Annotated in this window: 11 protein-coding genes; 6 read left to right on the forward strand and 5 right to left on the reverse strand. The window is 68.8% G+C overall.

Features of this window, described 5'->3' with window-relative positions; all coding sequences use genetic code 11:
• From QHF84_RS14480 to QHF84_RS14500, 5 genes are all read left to right on the forward strand, one after another.
• Nucleotides 1–1,527: an NADH-quinone oxidoreductase subunit M gene (locus QHF84_RS14480; protein WP_281313868.1), complete on the forward strand. Its 1,527-nt coding sequence runs from the start codon at nt 1–3 to the stop codon at nt 1,525–1,527.
• Nucleotides 1,528–1,715: 188 nt separating this feature from the next.
• Nucleotides 1,716–2,315, forward strand: coding sequence for a sigma-70 family RNA polymerase sigma factor (locus QHF84_RS14485; protein WP_281313869.1), 600 nt, complete (start codon nt 1,716–1,718; stop codon nt 2,313–2,315).
• Nucleotides 2,312–2,923, forward strand: coding sequence for a hypothetical protein (locus QHF84_RS14490; RefSeq protein ID WP_281313870.1), 612 nt, complete (start codon nt 2,312–2,314; stop codon nt 2,921–2,923). Before QHF84_RS14485 ends, QHF84_RS14490 begins: the two co-directional genes overlap by 4 nt.
• Nucleotides 2,924–3,099: 176 nt before the next feature.
• Nucleotides 3,100–4,269 (forward strand): porin, encoded by a 1,170-nt coding sequence (locus QHF84_RS14495; protein ID WP_281313871.1) that lies wholly within the window; start codon nt 3,100–3,102, stop codon nt 4,267–4,269.
• A 198-nt stretch (nt 4,270–4,467) separates the two neighbouring features.
• Nucleotides 4,468–5,166 carry a siderophore-interacting protein gene (locus QHF84_RS14500; protein WP_281313872.1) on the forward strand — a complete coding sequence of 233 codons (699 nt, stop codon included), beginning with the start codon at nt 4,468–4,470 and terminating at the stop codon, nt 5,164–5,166.
• A gap of 20 nt (nt 5,167–5,186) precedes the next feature.
• On the opposite strand, the gene QHF84_RS14505 is transcribed toward QHF84_RS14500, so the two are convergent.
• From QHF84_RS14505 to QHF84_RS14525, 5 genes are all read right to left on the reverse strand, one after another.
• Nucleotides 5,187–7,655 carry a MopE-related protein gene (locus QHF84_RS14505; protein WP_281313873.1) on the reverse strand — a complete coding sequence of 823 codons (2,469 nt, stop codon included), beginning with the start codon at nt 7,653–7,655 and terminating at the stop codon, nt 5,187–5,189.
• On the reverse strand, nt 7,652–9,550 hold the full coding sequence (locus QHF84_RS14510; RefSeq protein WP_281313874.1) for a DUF4114 domain-containing protein: 1,899 nt from the start codon (nt 9,548–9,550) through the stop codon (nt 7,652–7,654). The genes QHF84_RS14505 and QHF84_RS14510 overlap by 4 nt, the downstream gene beginning before the upstream one ends.
• 42 nt (nt 9,551–9,592) lie before the next feature.
• Nucleotides 9,593–12,772 (reverse strand): serine/threonine-protein kinase, encoded by a 3,180-nt coding sequence (locus QHF84_RS14515; RefSeq protein ID WP_281313875.1) that lies wholly within the window; start codon nt 12,770–12,772, stop codon nt 9,593–9,595.
• Nucleotides 12,773–12,884: 112 nt separating this feature from the next.
• A complete protein-coding gene (locus QHF84_RS14520; RefSeq protein WP_281313876.1) occupies nt 12,885–13,667 on the reverse strand; it encodes a hypothetical protein in 783 nt (260 codons plus the stop codon).
• A 244-nt stretch (nt 13,668–13,911) separates the two neighbouring features.
• Nucleotides 13,912–15,363 (reverse strand): ATP-binding protein, encoded by a 1,452-nt coding sequence (locus tag QHF84_RS14525; protein ID WP_281313877.1) that lies wholly within the window; start codon nt 15,361–15,363, stop codon nt 13,912–13,914.
• Between the two features lie 54 nt (nt 15,364–15,417).
• On the opposite strand from QHF84_RS14525, the gene obgE reads away from it, so the two are divergent.
• The gene (gene obgE / locus QHF84_RS14530) at nt 15,418–16,446 is read left to right on the forward strand and encodes a GTPase ObgE (protein ID WP_281313878.1); all 1,029 of its coding nucleotides are present in this window, start codon (nt 15,418–15,420) and stop codon (nt 16,444–16,446) included.
• Nucleotides 16,447–16,458: the final 12 nt, after the last annotated feature.

Below are 16,458 nucleotides of genomic sequence, written 5' to 3' on the forward strand. Positions count from 1 at the left end.
GTGCAAATTCGCGAGATCTTCGCCGCAGATCAGGTCGGTTTTCCCGTCCTCTCCACGCTCATCTTCCTGCCGCTCCTTTGGGCGATCCTCGTCCTCGCGATCGGCGACGAAAAACGCGCGCGGTGGACGGCCCTCACCGGCGCCCTGATCGAGCTCTTCCTCTCGCTCTTCGTGCTCGCGCGGTTTTCGCCCGGCACGCCCGACGTGCAATTCGCCGAGCGGCGCTCGTGGATCCCTGCGCTCGGCGCGAGTTATCACGTCGGCGTCGACGGCATGAGCGTCCTCTTTTTGCCCGTCGCCGCGATGCTCACGGTGCTCGTGCTCGTCGCCTCCTGGCACGACGTGAAGACCCGCGCCCGCGGCTTCTGCGCGTCGCTCCTCGCGCTCTCCGCGATCGTCGTGGGCATCTACTCGTCCCTCGACCTCGTCCTCTTTTTCGTGTTCTGGGAGGCGTCGCTCGTCCCCATTTATTTCCTCGTGAGCCTCTGGGGCGTGGGCCCCGAGCGCCGGTATGCGGCGATGAAGTTCGTGCTCACGATGCTCGCCGCCTCGGGGCCGCTCCTGCTCGGCATCGTCCTGCTCGCGGTCGCGGGCCGGCAGAGCCCCGCCGATCCGTACACCTTCGATTGGCTCGTCCTCCGCGGCAGGCCCGTCCCGGCGGCGATCGGCCCGATCGTGTTCTTCACGATGCTGACCGGCTTCGCCGTCAAGGGCCCCTTCGTCCCGCTCCACACCTGGATGCCCACGATGCTGCGCGAATGCCCCGTGGGGATCGGCGTCCTTTTGACGGGGCTCAAGCTCGGCAGTTATGGCGTGCTCCGCTTCCTCGTGCCGCTCCTCCCCGAGGCCACGGCGCGTTATGCGTGGCTGCTCGGCGCCGTCGGCGTCACGGGCGTCGTGTACGGCGCGCTCGTCGCGCTCGTCCAGCCAAACCTCCGGCGTATGCTCTCGTTCGCGTGTCTGAGCCACGTGGGCCTCGTCTTGCTCGGCATCTCGTCCGGCACGGCGGAGGGCCTCTCGGGCGCGGTGCTCGCGATGCTGAACCTGGGATTGTCCGCCACGGGCCTGTTTTTCCTGACCGGCTTCCTGCAAAGCCGCGTGGGTTCGTCCGAGGTCTCGGCGCTCGGCGGCGTCGCCCAGAAAGCGCCGCGCGCGGCCGTGATGTTCTTGCTCTTGAGCCTCGCCGGCATTGGCGTGCCTGGCACGAGCGGCTTCCCCGGCGAGCACCTCGTCCTGCTCTCCGCGTACGAGACGAGCCTCCCGCTGCTCGGGTTCGCGCTCCTCGGCACGATCCTCGGCGCGGCCTACGTCCTGCGGGTCTTCGAGCAGGTCTTCCTCGGCCCCGTGACGCGCCCGCGTGTCGCCTCGATGAAGGACCTCCGGCCCCTCGAATGGGGCGTCGTCGGGTGCCTCGCCATTCTCGTGCTCGTGGTCGGCCTCTACCCGCGGCCTTTGCTCGCGGTCGTGGGCCCGAGCGCCGAGGCCCTCGCGCGCCCCGCGACCCCTGCCGTCGCCGCGCACCCGTGATCATGCGCCCCGCCGCGCCCGCCCGGGAACCCGGGCCGAGCTCGTTCCGTCCTACTCCGGACATGCGCGCCACCACCGAATCAAGGGCGTTCTCCGCGGAAGGACCGATCTTCCGCTTCCCAGGGGTGGCCCCGCGTCTCGACTACGCTAGAGTGGCCCCGTCGTCGCCCATGCTCGACGGGTTCTCCATGGCCGCTCCGCAATCCACGTCACTCGCGGAAGGCCGCGCGCAGTTCGAGGCGGCGGTTCGCCCGGTCCTGCCACGGCTCTATCGATTCTGCCTTGCCCTCTCGGGCGACAGCGACCGCGCCGACGATCTCTTTCAGAACACGCTCATCAAGGCTTACGCGAACGCGGCTTCGTTCGAGGGCCGGAGCGACCTCGTGGTCTGGATTTGCGGGATTGCCCGGCACGAGCACCTGGAGGCGCGGCGCACCGAGGCGCGGCGGCGCGGGCTCTTCGAGCAATTCGTCGATGCTTGCGCTTCCGCGTTCGGATTCGGGGCCGAGGACGAACGAAAGAGCCCCGAGGCGCTGGTGATCCAGAACGAGCACGCGGGCCAGCTCCTCGCATGCTTGCAGACGTTGCCCGAGGAATTCCGCACCGTCGTGGTTCTCTGCGACATCGAGGAGCTTGGATACGATCGGGTGTCCGAAATTCTCGGCGTCCCCAAGGGGACGGTGAAGAGCCGACATGCCCGCGGGCGCGCGCGTCTGCGCGTGGCCTATGAAAAGCTCGTGGCGGCGAAGCCCGAAGCGCCGGCGAGGGAGGAGGAGGAATCGACATGAATTCGAACGACCTGCCCCCGCTCCCCGAAAAGCTGGAGGAGGAGATCCGCGCGCTCCGCCAGGTGAAGCCTCCGCAAGCGCTCGTCGAGCGCGTGTTCTCGGGTCTGCCCGAGCGCTCGGCCTCCGAACGTCGCGCGAGCGCGAATGTCCCGGCCAAACCCCCTCAGAGTGGCGGCGGCTCGGCGTTCGTGCGGCTCGTGCCGGCCATGGCCCTCGCGGCGGCGCTCGTGTATGGCGTCTGGGGGCACGTGCGCTCGGGGGGCGCCGAGGTCGTGCGCGTCGAGGAGCGCGCGGTGGCCTTGCCGGAGGACGGGCACGCCTGGACCGAGCTCCACCTGCAGACGCAACACCACGACGGTCAGCCGACGCTCGTGAGCCTCGAAGTGCCCACGCACGTGCGTGTCGAGCTCCCGTCGGAGAGCGACGCGAAGCTCGAACGGCAGTGTGTCGAGACGCGCTGCGTGCACAAGTTCACGCACCACAATGGCAAGGGCGTGCCGTTGCGGGTCGCCGTCGCGCACCCGGGCCGTTACGAGATTCACGTCCGGCACGAATCGAAAAAAGCTGCCCTCCGCGAGCAGTTCGTGCTGACGGCCAGCCGCGATTGAAATAATTCGGCGGCGGGGAACACCCCGGCGCCCCATCGATTGAAAGACAACCACCCGAGCCCCGGGACGCCGCGCCCTTTTGCCCGGCGCCCAAGGCTCGTCCTCCGCGCCGACCCGGGTTTGTCGGTGCGATCGTTCGTCCTGGTACGTCCGCGCTGCGGACCGCTGGAGGTATCGTGTCTCATCGCATTCGCGCGCTCGCGAGCGGCGTCGCGTCGCTCGCCATGGCCTCTTTCTTCGCGCTCCCCGCCGCCCGCGCCGAGGCGCCCGCGAAGAGCGACAAATTCCAATTCCACGCCTCGCTCGCGGACGGGCTCGGCTTCCGCACCGAGCAGGACAAATTCGCCCTCGACGCGGGCGTGCTCAGCCAGACGCGCTTCGACCTCGTCTCGAACAGCGACGGGCTCGCGACCGATGGATTCAACGTCGCCGTCGTACGCCCGTACATCCGGGCCCGTGCATTTCACGATCAGATCCGCTTCTTCGTCCAGCCCGAGCTCGCGACGGCCACGCCGAAGCTGCTCGACCTCGAAATCACGTGGCAGCCGATGCCGGAGCTCGGGATCAAGGTGGGCCAGTTCCTGACGCCGTTCAGCCGCGCGTTCCTCACGCCCGTGCCGGTCCTCCAGTTCCCCGATTTTTCGCGCGTAAACGAGAGATTCCGGGCGTCGCGCGACACCGGCATGATGCTCTTCGGCTCGACCGGCAAGGGGCGCCTCGAGTATTACGCGGGCGCCTTCAATGGAAACGGCATCGACAAGGGCGGCAACGACGATACGTCCGTGATGGGCATCGGCCGCCTCGCGGTGAGCCCGGTGCGGGCCATGCCGTACGACGAGACGCCTTCCTTGCGCGGCGCCGTTCCTTTCGGGATCTCCATCGGCGTCAATGGCATCGCCGATCGCGCGCACCCCACGAAACAGCAGACGGACCCCGCGACGGGCCAGCAGACCACCGTGGCCTTGCCCGCCGAGACGCGCCTCACCGCGGGCGCCGACCTGTACATCGCCTGGGATCGGTTCACGTTCCTCGCCGAGGCGTTTGCAAGGCAGGTGCAGCCCGACGAGGGCAAGCGGATCCAGGGATTCGGTGGATATGCGCAGGCGGGGTATTTCGTGGTGCCGAAGCGCTTCGAGATCGCGGCGCGCGCGGGCGTGATGGATCCGGACTCGACGAAGGCGGACACCGAGCGGAGCGTCGAGGGCCTGCTCAATGGGTACGTCGTGGGCAACCACCTCAAGATGGGCTTGCGTTACATGTGGCTGCGCACCGACGCGAAGACGGCCGACGGGTATGCAGCCGGCACGAACCACAAGCTGACCTTTCAGGTGCAGCTCTGGATTTAGCCTGGAAGGCTCGGCACGCGGCCGGCGTCGCCTCGAACGGAGGTGGCGCCGGCTGCTCCCAGCAAGATTTTGACTGTAGTTGAAAACGATTTTCACTTTCGTTTTCAAGGGCGTCGGGTAGAGTTCATTCCTACCCCGACAGGAGATCCTGAGGAGCGACGGGGGAGGTCGATTCTTCGCACAGGAGGTCCTACGCCCATGCCCGAGATGCCTGCGTTTCTCGCCAACGTCCTGGAACCTCGCTTCGGCCGCCGCGCCGAGGTGACGGGGGTGGTGGACCTCGCGCCGAAGCTCCGCAAGGTGCGCTTCGAGGGCGAGGCGCTGCGAGGTGTCCCCTTCAAAGCCGGCCACGAGGTGGAGTTCCGCGTGAGCGATCGGGCGTTCCGGCATTACACGCCCTCCGCGTACGACGCGCGCGCGGGCGCCATGGAGGTCGTGTTTTTCCTGCACGGGCAAGGCCCTGGCTCGCACTGGGCGGCGAATCTGCGCCGCGGACAAACCACGAACGTGCTCGGGCCCGGCGGGAATCTCGTCTTGCGGGACGCTTCCAAGCACGTGCTGCTCGGCGACGAGACCGCGCTCGGGCTCTTCGCGTGCTTCGCGCGCGCGGCCCCGGGGCAATGCATCGGCGCGGTTGAAGTGGGTCGCGGAGGAGGTGGCTGGCCCGCGCTCGTGGGTCTCGATCTCTCCGCCGCAGAAAGGACGGGGGATCGAGGCGACGCGCTCTTGCAATGGCTCGACGCGAACGAGCCGGCGCTGAGCGCGGACATTTGCTTTTACCTGGCAGGGCACACGGGCTCGCTCATCCAGATACGCGAGCGGCTGCTGCGACGAGGGTGGCCGCGTCGCAGCATTCGAACGAAGGCCTACTGGGCGGACGGGAAGCGGGGTCTGTAGACGCGGACGTCCGCGAGGGACTATTCGAAGAAGTTCGTGTAGATGTCGGCGTTCGCGCCGTTCGCGCCGGCCGTGGTCCGGTTGTCGGTCCAGATCGTGATGGCCCGGGCGCCGGCCGCGTTCGTCACGACGAACGGGCTGCGAGAATCGGCGGTGCCCGCCGGCGAGGGGGCGCCCGCCGTGCCGACGTCCATGCGCAGGTCGATCGGCTGGAACGTCGCGCCGTCGTCGAAGGAGTGGTTCGCGAAGATGTCGCGCTGGCCGCTCCGCGCGTCCTCCCACGTGACGAAAACGAGGCTCGCCCCGCCGAGCGCGACGCGCGGGCGGGTCGAGGCGCTCGTGCCCGCGACGGTGCCGAGATCCGCGCGCGCCGAGGTCGGCTGCCAGGTGACGCCGCCGTTCATCGAATGGTTCAAGCGAATGTCGGGCAAGCCGCTCCGCGTGTCCTCCCACGCAATGACGACGCGCCCGCCGGCCGAGGCCATCGACGGCGAGGATGCGTCGGCAAACGTGGAGTCGACGTTCACGACCGCCCCGTCGGCCTGGAACGTCATGCCCGAATTGTTGCTGCGATTCTGGCGGATGACCTTCTTCGCGCCGCGCAGGTCGGTCCAGGCGACGTACACGTTCGTCCCTCCGGAATCGGCGGCGACCGTGATCTGCTCGGCCGGATTGCCGCCGGAGAGCGCGACGTTCGTGCCGAGCGTGCCCGCCTCGGCGTCGTACACCGCGCCGTAGACCTCGGCCTTGCCATTACGCGCGTCGCGCCACGCGATGAACACCTTGCCATTGTCGTCGGTGGCGATCGCGGGGAGCTCGGCCTTGCCCTGGACCGAATTGACGCGGAGGTCCGTGGCGAGCCACGACGAACCGCCGTTCGTCGAGCGCTGGAGGAAGACGTCCGTCGTGACGTTCGAGCCGGTGCCGCTCAGGCTCTGCCAGACCACGACGAGCGTGTCCTGCGCGCCTGCCTTGGCCACGACGCCACGCACGAGGAAGGCGTCGGCCGTGCCCGCGTCCTTGTCGACGCGCGAGGGGACCGAGTACGTATTGTAAGGCGCGGGGGCCGAGGCGATGTACACGTCGCGGTGCGCGGCGACGGGGAATTGCGCGAGCGCCACGTAGGCGCGCGTGGGCGAGAGGAAAGCCCAGGGCTCGACCTGCGTGAGCGTGCCGCCCGCGACCTGGACGTCGGCCGCGAGCCACGTGGTGCCGCCGTTGGTCGAGACGTTCGCGCGGATGTCGGCATTGCCCGAGCGACGATCGAGGTACGCCGCGATCACCACGTCGCCGCGCGACGCGACCGAGAGCTGCGTGCTCGGCGCCGCCCCGACGGCCGAGCCGAGATCGAGCCGCGTGTCCGTCGATTTCGCCACGGGGCACGCCTCGTCCGCGCCGCCCGTGCAATCGTTGTCGAGGCCGTCGCAAAGCTCCGTCTCGGGGCCGACGGCGCCGATGCAAGCGAGCATGCCGCCCTGGCAAGCCTGCGCGCCGAGCGAGCATTCGCCCACGTCGGATTCGCCGCACGGAGCGCCGACGCCTGGGAGCGTGCCGTCGTCGATGAGCCCGTTGCAATCGTTGTCGGCGCCGTCGCACGTCTCCATGCCCGAGGGCGTGCAGGCGTACTCGCAGCCGTTCGCCTCGATGCCGTCGATATTGTAATGCCCGGGCAAACAGGGGCCGAACGCGCAGACGCCCGCGTTGCAGGTGCCGACGGAGTTCGGGTAGAGCGCGCTGCAGTTCGTCCCGCAGGTGCCGCAGTTCGCCGGGTCCGTCTGGACGTCGAAGCCCTCGTCGACCGTGGCGTCGCAATCGTTGTCCGCGTAATCGCAGAGCTCGACGCCGCCGTTCGTCTCGGTGCACGCGTACTCGCAGCCGTCGCCGAGCTCACCATTGACGTCGTGGTAGCCGACGAGGCACTCGGCGAGCTGGCACATGCCCCCGACGCAGGAGGGCGAGGCGTTCGCATACGCGCAGACCGCATTGCAGGCGCCGCAGTTGAAGGGGTCGCCCTGCAGATCGGTGAGCTCGTCGATCGCGCCGTTGCAGTCGTTGTCGATCGTGTCGCAGATCTCGTCGCCGTTGTTCGAGACCGAGCACTTGTATTCGCAGCCGTTCGCGACCTGGTTGTCGAGATCGACGAAGCCCGAGGCGCACGTGTCGACCACGCAGAAGCCGGCCTCGCACGTGGAGAACGCGTTCGGCAGGTTGCAGACGACGCCGCAAGCGCCGCAGTTCTGCGGATCCGTGAGCACGTCGGCATTGCAGCCGCCTGTGCCGCCCGAGCCGACGATGATGAGGCCACCCTCACCGCCGTCACCGCCGATGCCGCCCGTGCCGCCCGCGCCGCCGGACGCGCCCGAGCCGCTGCCCGAGGGCGTGGCATTGCAATCCCAGCAAAAGGCCTCGGTCGTGCAGCCGCTCGTGAACACGAGCGAGGCGAGCGAGAGGCCGAGGATGGATGCGCCGTAGACGACAGACCTTTTCACGCGCTCCTCCGGGGGCCGCGCCGCCGCGCGACGAACGCGCTTGCCGCAAGAAGAAGGGTCATGGCCGCGCCGCCCGCGCGTCCGCCGAGGTTCGTGGGCGATGCCGCGCAAAGCGCGCCGCCGCCGCCCGTCGCGAGCCCCCACGCACCGGTTTGTCCGGACGCCCCCGTGCCGGTCCCCGTCGCGCCCGCCGCGCCGCCGTTTCCGGCCGTGCCACCGCTGCCGCCCGCGCCGCCTGCGCCGCCTGCGCCGCCCGCGCCGCCCGATCCCATGGGGTTGTCAGGGACGCACACGCCCTGCGTGCAGGAGAAGCCGGGCTCGCACGTGACGTTGTCGCACGTCACCGGCACGCAATAGCCCTCCTTGCAGACCTGGCCGCCCGGGCACGGGAACTCGCCGAACTTGCATTTCTCGGCGCAGGTGCCCTCGACGCACTTGGAATCACCGGGGCACGCGGCGAGGTTGTCGGCCACGCCGTCGCAATCGTTGTCGAGCCCGTCGCAGATCTCGGAGCCCGGGCCCACGGCGCCGACGCACACGATCGAGCCGCCCACGCAGAACTCCGTCCCCGCCTCGCAGCTCCCCACGTCCGTGCCGCAGCTCGCGCCGCCGCCGGGGTTGCCGTCATCGATCGCGCCGTTGCAATCGTCGTCGATCCCGTTGCACGTCTCCGGCGTCCCCGCCGTGCCGCCCACGCATTCGATCGAGCCGCTCACGCAGGCGAGGGTGCCCGGGAGGCACGCGCCGATGTTCGAGCCACAAGGGCCGCCCGAGTCCTTCGTGTCGTCGTCGGCGACGCCGTTGCAATCGTCGTCGAGCGTGTTGCAGACCTCGAGCGAGGGACCCTTGCCGCCGAGGCAGACGATGACGCCGCCGATGCACTGCGCGGTGCCGAAGGAGCACTCGCCGACGTCGCTGCCGCAGGAGGCGCCCGCGCCCGCGGCGTTGTCGTCGACGACGCCGTTGCAATCGTCGTCGAGCTTGTTGCACTGCTCGGCCGTGGGCCCGACGGCCCCGACGCACACGAGCGCGCCGTTCTGGCAGGTGACCGTGCCGAACGCGCACTCCCCGACGTCGGTGGCGCCGCACGTGCCGCCCGCGTCGACGGGCGCGTTGTCGATGATGCCGTCGCAGTTGTTGTCCTTGTTGTCGCAGATCTCGGCGGAAGGCGTGCACGGCGCGAGCAGGCCCGTCACCTTGAGGAACATGTCCTCGAAGTCGTTGTCGCCGCCGCGGTAGAGATCCTCGAACCCAAAGTAATACGCGAGCGGGTTCGCCTTGGATTGATAGAGAAGATAGTGGACGTAGTTGCCGTCGCCGTTCCGGGCCTGCTCGGTGTAATAAATGTGCCCGACGTTGCCGATGGCGCCGCAGTTGTTCCCGACCGGCGCATTCTCCGGCGTGATCAGGAAGAAGCCGATGAACCCGCCGAGGTACCGGCCCGCCGTGAACTCCGTCTGGAAGTTGACGGTGCGGCTCGACCCGGGTTCGTCCGCGCAAGGCGTGATCGCGTAGAGCTTCGTCGGGTCGGAGGCGTTGTACCAGCCAAACGTGTTCTCGTAACCGGCGCCCTCGATGAGGTCATTCACCGTGACGTTGCCGAAGACGTTGTTCGTCTTCGGGATGGAGAAGAGCTCCGGGCTCGTGACGGCGTTGAAGATGGCGTTCAGCGGGTTGTTTGCCGCCGTGGCCGCGAGGCCCTCGCCGATGTTGAGCCCCACCTGGATGCAGCCCTCCGCGTTGCCGCTGCCCGGGCAGGTCGCGACTTGCACGGGGACGACGAGCCCATCGGTCTGCTCCACGACGGCGCGCGCATCCCCGGGGAACAAGCAAAGACCGAGGGCCACGAGCGCGGGCCACGCCGCCCGCGGAGGACCTGATCGAAGGATCTCCATGATGCAACGATAAGCGAACGGCCGCTCCACCCACAAGAGGGATCAAGGGGCGCGGCGAAGTTCCACGAGCCGATCCTTGAAGCGTCGCGGCAAGAGGGGGTTCGTCACGATCGCCTTGTCGAGCCATTCCACGGCGAGCCGCGTGTCCTCGGCGCGGTCGGCGTCCTTGCCGGCGCGAGCGCGCTGCGCGAGGAGGACGCCCTTGGCAGCCATGGCGAGGGCCCATTTCGGGTTGTGCCGGAGCGCCTCGTCCGCGGCAGCGAGGCCTTCCGCGACGCGTTTTTCACGCGACGCGTCGTCGCCCGTGCGCGTTTCGGCGCGGAGCGCGAGGAGCTCGGCGAGCGCGGCGTGGAGCGGGGCGTGGCGGGGATGAATGCGCAATCCCTCCCGGAGGACACGTTCGGCCTCGTCGAGCAGGGCCGAGGCGTCCTCGCCGCGCAGCGCCGCGCGCCGGGCCATGGTCATCGTGAGCAGGCCGAGCTCGAGGCGAATGGCAGGCTCCCGCGCGTCGAGCTCGGCGGCGCGACGGAGCTCGGCGCGGGCCTCGTCGAGGGCCTTTTGCGGATCGGCATTCGTCCGCAGGAGGTAGAGCGCGCGTACGTGCTTCGCGGCGCCCATGCCGAAATGGGTATCGGCCTCGTCTTGGTTGAGATCGAGCGAGGCCTGGAAGCTCGCCTCGACGCGGTCGAGCGTCGGGGTGGGATCGGCGCCGGTGGCCTCCTCGTATTGCGCGGCGACGAGCTCGGCCCAGCCGCGGTTGTTCAGCATGGGGAGCCATTTCGGATTGATCTCCGCCCCGCGCGCGCAAGCCTCGACCGCGCGCCGCACGGACGGGCGCGGGTCCTCGCCGATCGAAAGCTCGTAGCTCGCGCGGATCGAGAGGACGAACGCGATGTTCGAGAAGGCAGAGCTATACGCCGGGTCCTCTTTCCCCGCCCGCTCGAACCGCGCGACGGACTCTTCGATCGTCTTGCGAGGATCGACCCCGCGATCGGCCTCGTATTCCGCGCGGCCCTGGAGGGCGAGGCCTGCGTCGTTCCAGGCCCAGGCGAAGCTCGGCTGAATGCGGTTCGCCTCGTCGAAGCTCTTCATGGCGCGCTCGAGCGAAGGCACGGGGTCGAGCCCGATCTTGCGCTCGTACTTCGCGATGTAGACGTGGGCGATCCCGACGCCGTCCATCGAAATGGCGTCGCCGGGCGCGATCGCAATGGCCGAGAGCCCGCTCTCGATGGCCTTTTCGAGCGTCGGGCGAGGGTCTTCGCCGCTGCGCAGTTGATGGTCGCCGACGTGGTAATAGGCGCGCCCCTGCTTGCTGAAGGCATTGGCGCTCTGCGGATTCACGGTGAGCGCGTTCTTGCACGCGGCGAGCGCGGATTCGAACGCGACGCGATCGTTGCGCCCTTCCCATTTGTCGAGGCCGAGGATCTGGATCCAGGATTCGGCCAGCGCCTCGTGCACGGCCGCGTCGCTGCGGGCCATTTCGGATGCCGCTCGATACGCCTCGATCGCCATGCCGAAGAGGCGACGCCCCTCGTCCTGCCGCCCGCTCTCGCTCGCCGTGATGCCGGCCTCGAATCGCGCGTCCCCTTCGAGCTTCTTCGCCTCGTAAAGCCAGGGCGACTCGTCCGCCGCGAGCCGCGCCTTCGCCGCGGCGTCGTCGTAACGCTTCTCGTAAAGCGCGACGAGCCCCTCGATGTAGGCCCGCGATTCGACCTCGGTCCCGCCGCTCTCGCGGAGGTGCGCGAGCGCGGGATCACGGAAGCTCGCCTCGGCCTTCCGGATCGCGGCCTCGCGCGCCGCCGGATCCTCGATGCGGCGCGCGCCGTCGAGCGCCTCCTGATAACGACCGCCGAGCGCGAGGCCGAGCGCATAATGCACCTCGGGCTTCGTGTATCCGGCCCCGAACGCTCGTTCGAGCTGGCTTTTCGCCGTCTCGTACTCGTGCAGCGCGAGGTGCCCGCGGCCGAGCGCGTAATGCCCCGGGCCCTCGCCGACGCGCCCGGCCGCCGCCATGCGCCGCTCGATCTCGGCGAGCCGGGCCCGCACGACGCGGTGCTCGCGCTCGATGTCGTGCGCGGGAAAACCGTATGCGCTGCGAAGGAACAGCTCGACGTATTTCACGTCCTCGCCGAGCTCCCGCGCGAGCCTCGCCCGCTCCGAGGCGTGCCGAGCCGCATTCACCCACATGCCCCCGAGGACGAGCGCGACGCAAAGGCCGATGCTCGCGACGAGCACCACGGCCCGGTTTTTCCGGGCCTTCGCCCAGAGGACATACACGAGCGAGGCCCGCTTCGCCTGGATCGGCTCGCCGTCGAGGAAGCGCTGCAAATCGTCCCCGAGCGCCCGCGCCGATTCGTACCGGCGCGAAGGATCACGCTGCAGGCACGTCATCACGATGGTCTCGAGCTCGGCGGGCACGCCCCGACGGATGCTCGCGAGCGCCGGCGCGTCTTCGAGGATCACCTTCGTCAGGATCGACATCGCGTTCGCCCCGACGAACGGCGTCCGGCCCGCGACGAGCTCGTAAAGCGTGGCGCCCAGGCTGTAGACGTCGGTGCGCCGATCGAGGAGCGTCGTGTTCCCCTCGGCCTGCTCGGGGGACATGTAGGACGGCGTGCCGACGATTGCGTTGTTGAGCGTCTCCCCGCTGCTGCTCGATACTTCGCGTGCGAGACCAAAATCGACGACGTAGGGCTTGAACGAGCCGTCCTCGGCCGTCGTCACCATGATGTTGCCGGGCTTGATGTCGCGATGGATGAGGCCGAGCCGATGCGCCTCGTGCAGCGCCGCGGCGACCTCGCGAAGGACCTTCACCTTTTGCTCGAGCGTCATCTCGTGATGCGCGCGATCGAGGGGCACGCCGTCGATGAGCTCCATCGCGATGTACGGCTCGCCGTCGGCCTCGCCGACCTCGTACACGCGACAAACGTTGTCGTGTTGCACGCGCGCCTGGGCCCGCGCCTCCGCCAGAAAGCGCCGCGTGTCGTCGGGGTCGTCGCTCTTCAAAAGCTTCAGCGCGACCGCGCGGCCGAGGCGCGGATCCCAGCCGCGATAGACGGTCCCCATCGCGCCTTCGCCGATGAGGCGGAGATCTTCGTATCGCTCCCGCAGCGCAGCGGGCGGAACGCGGTCCTCACCGCTGCCCCCACCGAGACGCGTGTGACTCTTCGCCGCTCCCGCGTCGAGCGTATCCGCCATCACGTCGCTGCGCGCGAAATCCATACTTCGAAACGTCTATCACGGCCGCTCGCGCGGCTGCCATGCACCTCGGAGAGTCATTGCGTAAGCGAACGCCCGTCCGGTGTCGGGCGTTCGCTCCGCGAGAATGGATTCCCTACCGATAGACGGTGATCACGTTGTCGAAATCACCGCAGGACTTCCAGCCGGCGGACGGGTCGTCGCCGTCGACCGCCACGCAGTTGCCGGCGCAGGTTCCGTCCCCGGAGAATGGATTCGTGTATTGCTTCGCCCCAGACGAACCAATGCGCCCCTCGACCGGCGACGTCAGGGCGCCCGCGCTGTTGCAATAATAGAACTCCGGCGGGCTCTTGAAGATGTTGCCGAAGAACGCGCCCTCCTGCGTGGGATACGTCGGGTTCGTGTCCGGGCCGATGCTGGGGAACTCGGCCGCGTTTGCGACGAGGTAGATGGGGATGTGCTCGCCGGTCGTGTTGAGGTGCGCGCCGAGGCACGCGGTCATCCGCTCCTGGCAATCGTCGTTGCACGCGCCGTCCTCCCACTCCGGGGCGACGCCGAGCAGGCCGCCGTAGGTGTGCTCCGTGAGCGTCTCGTCGTGCTTCTTGATCGAGCGGCCCGCCGGGAGCGCGCACTTGACGATGTACTCGACGGTCTTGCGGCCCTGCGCCGAAGCCATGAGGCCATTGCCGCTGCTCAGGCCATTGCCGCTGCTCAGGCCATTGCCGCTGCTCAGGCCGTTCCCGCTGCTCAGGCCGTTCCCGCTGCTCAGGCCATTCACAGCCGCGAATCCGTTCGTGCTGCCGACCGCCTGCTCCGTCGCCGCGACTTCAGCTTCGTCCCAGGCATCCACCTCGAAACCGCCGCACCCGGTGAGCGACACGAGGATTGCTGCGTACCCTGCGATATGACACGGCTTCATAAGCATCTCCCAGCGTCAACGAGCAAAGATCGCCACCATGTTTCAGGATAGCGAAAACCTTCAAGTCTTGTCAATGACTCATTAACGCCTTCTGCCGAAACAGGAGGATGAAACGAATCCAGTATCAACGGTTCGCCGCGCCGGGCGCACGGGCCGAGAGTCGGCGACGCGCCCTCGGTGCGCCGCTGTAGGGCCGGAGTTGAGGCCATAAGGCCTCACCCGATGCTTGCTGTTCCTCGAACCGCTAGCCCCGCGGCAAAATCACTTTGACCGTGGTGCCTTCGCCCTTTTTGGTGTCGACGACGACGCGGCCACCGTGCTGATCGACGATTTTGCGCACAATGGCGAGCCCGAGCCCGGTCCCCGCAGCCTTCGTCGTGAAAAACGGGTCGAAGATTTCGGCAAGGATATTGGGATCAACACCCGGCCCGGTGTCGCCGATGGAGAGCCACGCCTCGCGCTCGTCCGCGCCCACCCGCGCCCGCAGGACGCCGCCCTGAGGCATGACGTCGAGCGCATTGACCACGAGGTTCAAGACGACCTGCTTGAGCTTCTCCACGTCACCGACCGCGACGACGCCCGCCGCGAGCTCACGCACGAGCTCGAGCCCATGCGCAGCGATGGCCTCGGCCTCGAGGTCGAGGACCTCGTCGACGACGCGGCCGAGATCCAGAGGCTCGCGCTGCGGCGCACGCGGCCGCGCGAGCTCGAGGAAGTCCGTGAGCAGACGTTCGAGGCGCTTGATCTCGCTCTCCACGATGCGCACGCGCGCACGCATCGGATCCCGCACGGTCGGCGCTTCGAGTCGCTCGATGCCACGCGCGAGGAGGTGCAGCTCCAGGACGGCCGCGTTGAGCGGGTTTCGGATCTCGTGCGCGAGCCCGAGCGCGAGCGGCGCCATCGCGTTCAAGGCCTCCGCGTCGGCCGCGCGTCGTTCGAGGGCACGGCGCTCGGTCACGTCGATGCCGATGCCGTAGACGAGCTCGATGCGCTTGCCCGATCCGCGGACCGGGCTCAGGTGCCAGCGGACGCGCCGGATCGCGCCCATGGCGTCACGCACGCCGACCTCGATCTCGCTCGCGCCGCCGCCGTCGCGAACAGCGGCGAACGCGTGGCAGAACCTCTTTCGCCCGTCCTCGTCGACGATGTTGTCGGGCAAGGCGCCGCCGAGCGCGGCCTCGGTGGAGACGCCGGTCATGGCGGCGAGGCGCGGGTTCCAGAGGGTGATCTCGCCGGCAGCGTCGAGGCCGAGGATGAGGACGTCCGCCGCGTCGACGAGGGCCCGGTAGCGGCGTTCGAACTCCTCGCGCTCGCGCTTCAAGGCGATCTTTTCGAGGGCCTGCGCGACGGTGGAGATGAGCTCGGCGGGCCGGAAGTTCTTCAGGATGAACGCGAAGGCGCCGGCGCGGAGGGCGGCGATGGCCGTGTTGACGGTGGCGTTGCCGGTGACGAGGACGATCTCGCCGTGAGGGCAGGCCTCGCGCAGGGGGCCGATGAGGTCGACGCCGCTGCCGTCGGGCAGCTTGACGTCGACGACGGCGACCTCGAACCCATCCTTCTGGGCCCGCTCGAGCGCCTCGGCGCCGGTCTCGGCGAGCGAGACCTCGACGTCGAGGTCGGGATCTCCCGAGAGGACGTCCCGGAGGTTCTTCGCGAGGCTCTGGTTGTCGTCGACGATCAGGATCCGTGCCGCCAATTTCGTCTCCTCCGCTGCCCGTATCCGTATCATTGTGGTAGAAGCCGCGCCGCCATGCGGTTCGTCGACGAGTGTCAGGTCAAGGTGGTAGCAGGCAGCGGCGGCAACGGAGCCGTTGCCTTCCGCCGGGAGAAGTACGTGCCGTTCGGGGGCCCCTCGGGCGGCGACGGCGGCCGCGGGGGCGACGTCGTGCTCGTCGGCGACGAAGGGATGAGCACGCTGCTCGACTTCGTCTACGCGCGGACGATCGAGGCGGAGCGGGGCGAGCACGGTCAAGGTTCGGACTGCCATGGGCGCGGAGGCGAAGACCGCGTGGAGCGCGTGCCGCTCGGCACGCAGATCTGCGACGCCGAGACGGGCGAGCTCATCGCCGACGTGACGGCGCACGAGCAGCGTGTGGTCGTGGCACGCGGCGGCAAGGGGGGTCGGGGCAACATCCACTTCAAGAGCGCGGAGGAGCGAGCTCCACGGCGCGCGGAGAAGGGAGACCCCGGCGAGGAGCGAGAGCTACGCCTTTCGCTCAAAGTGCTGGCGGACGTGGGGCTCGTGGGCTTCCCGAACGCGGGCAAGAGCACGTTCGTCGCGTCGGTGTCGAAGGCGCGGCCGAAGATCGCGGACTACCCGTTCACGACGCTGACGCCGACGCTCGGGGTGGTGGAGATCGGCGGCGGGAGGCGGTCGGGCGGCACGCATTTCGTGATCGCGGACATCCCGGGCCTCGTGCCGGGCGCGAGCGAAGGCGTGGGGCTCGGGACGCGATTTCTGAAGCACCTCGAACGCACGGGGGCGCTCCTCCACCTCGTGACGATCGATCCGGGCGAGGGGCGGGATCCGCTCAAGGATTATCGGGCGATCCGGAAGGAGATCGCGAAATACAGCGAGGCGCTCGCGGCGCGGCCGGAGATCGTGGCCCTGTCGAAGGCGGACCTGCCCGAGGTGAAGGAGGCGTATCCGGCGATCCGAAAGCGCTTCAAGCGGGCGAAGATCGATCTGCACCTCGTGAGCGCGGCGACGGGGGAAGGGATGCCGGAGCTGATCGCGGCCTTGTGGCAGATGGTGAGCGAGGGGCGTCGCTCGGCCTGAACGAGCGGCGCG

The organism is Polyangium sp. y55x31 (assembly GCF_029946505.1).
GTDB lineage: Bacteria > Myxococcota_A > Polyangia > Polyangiales > Polyangiaceae > Polyangium.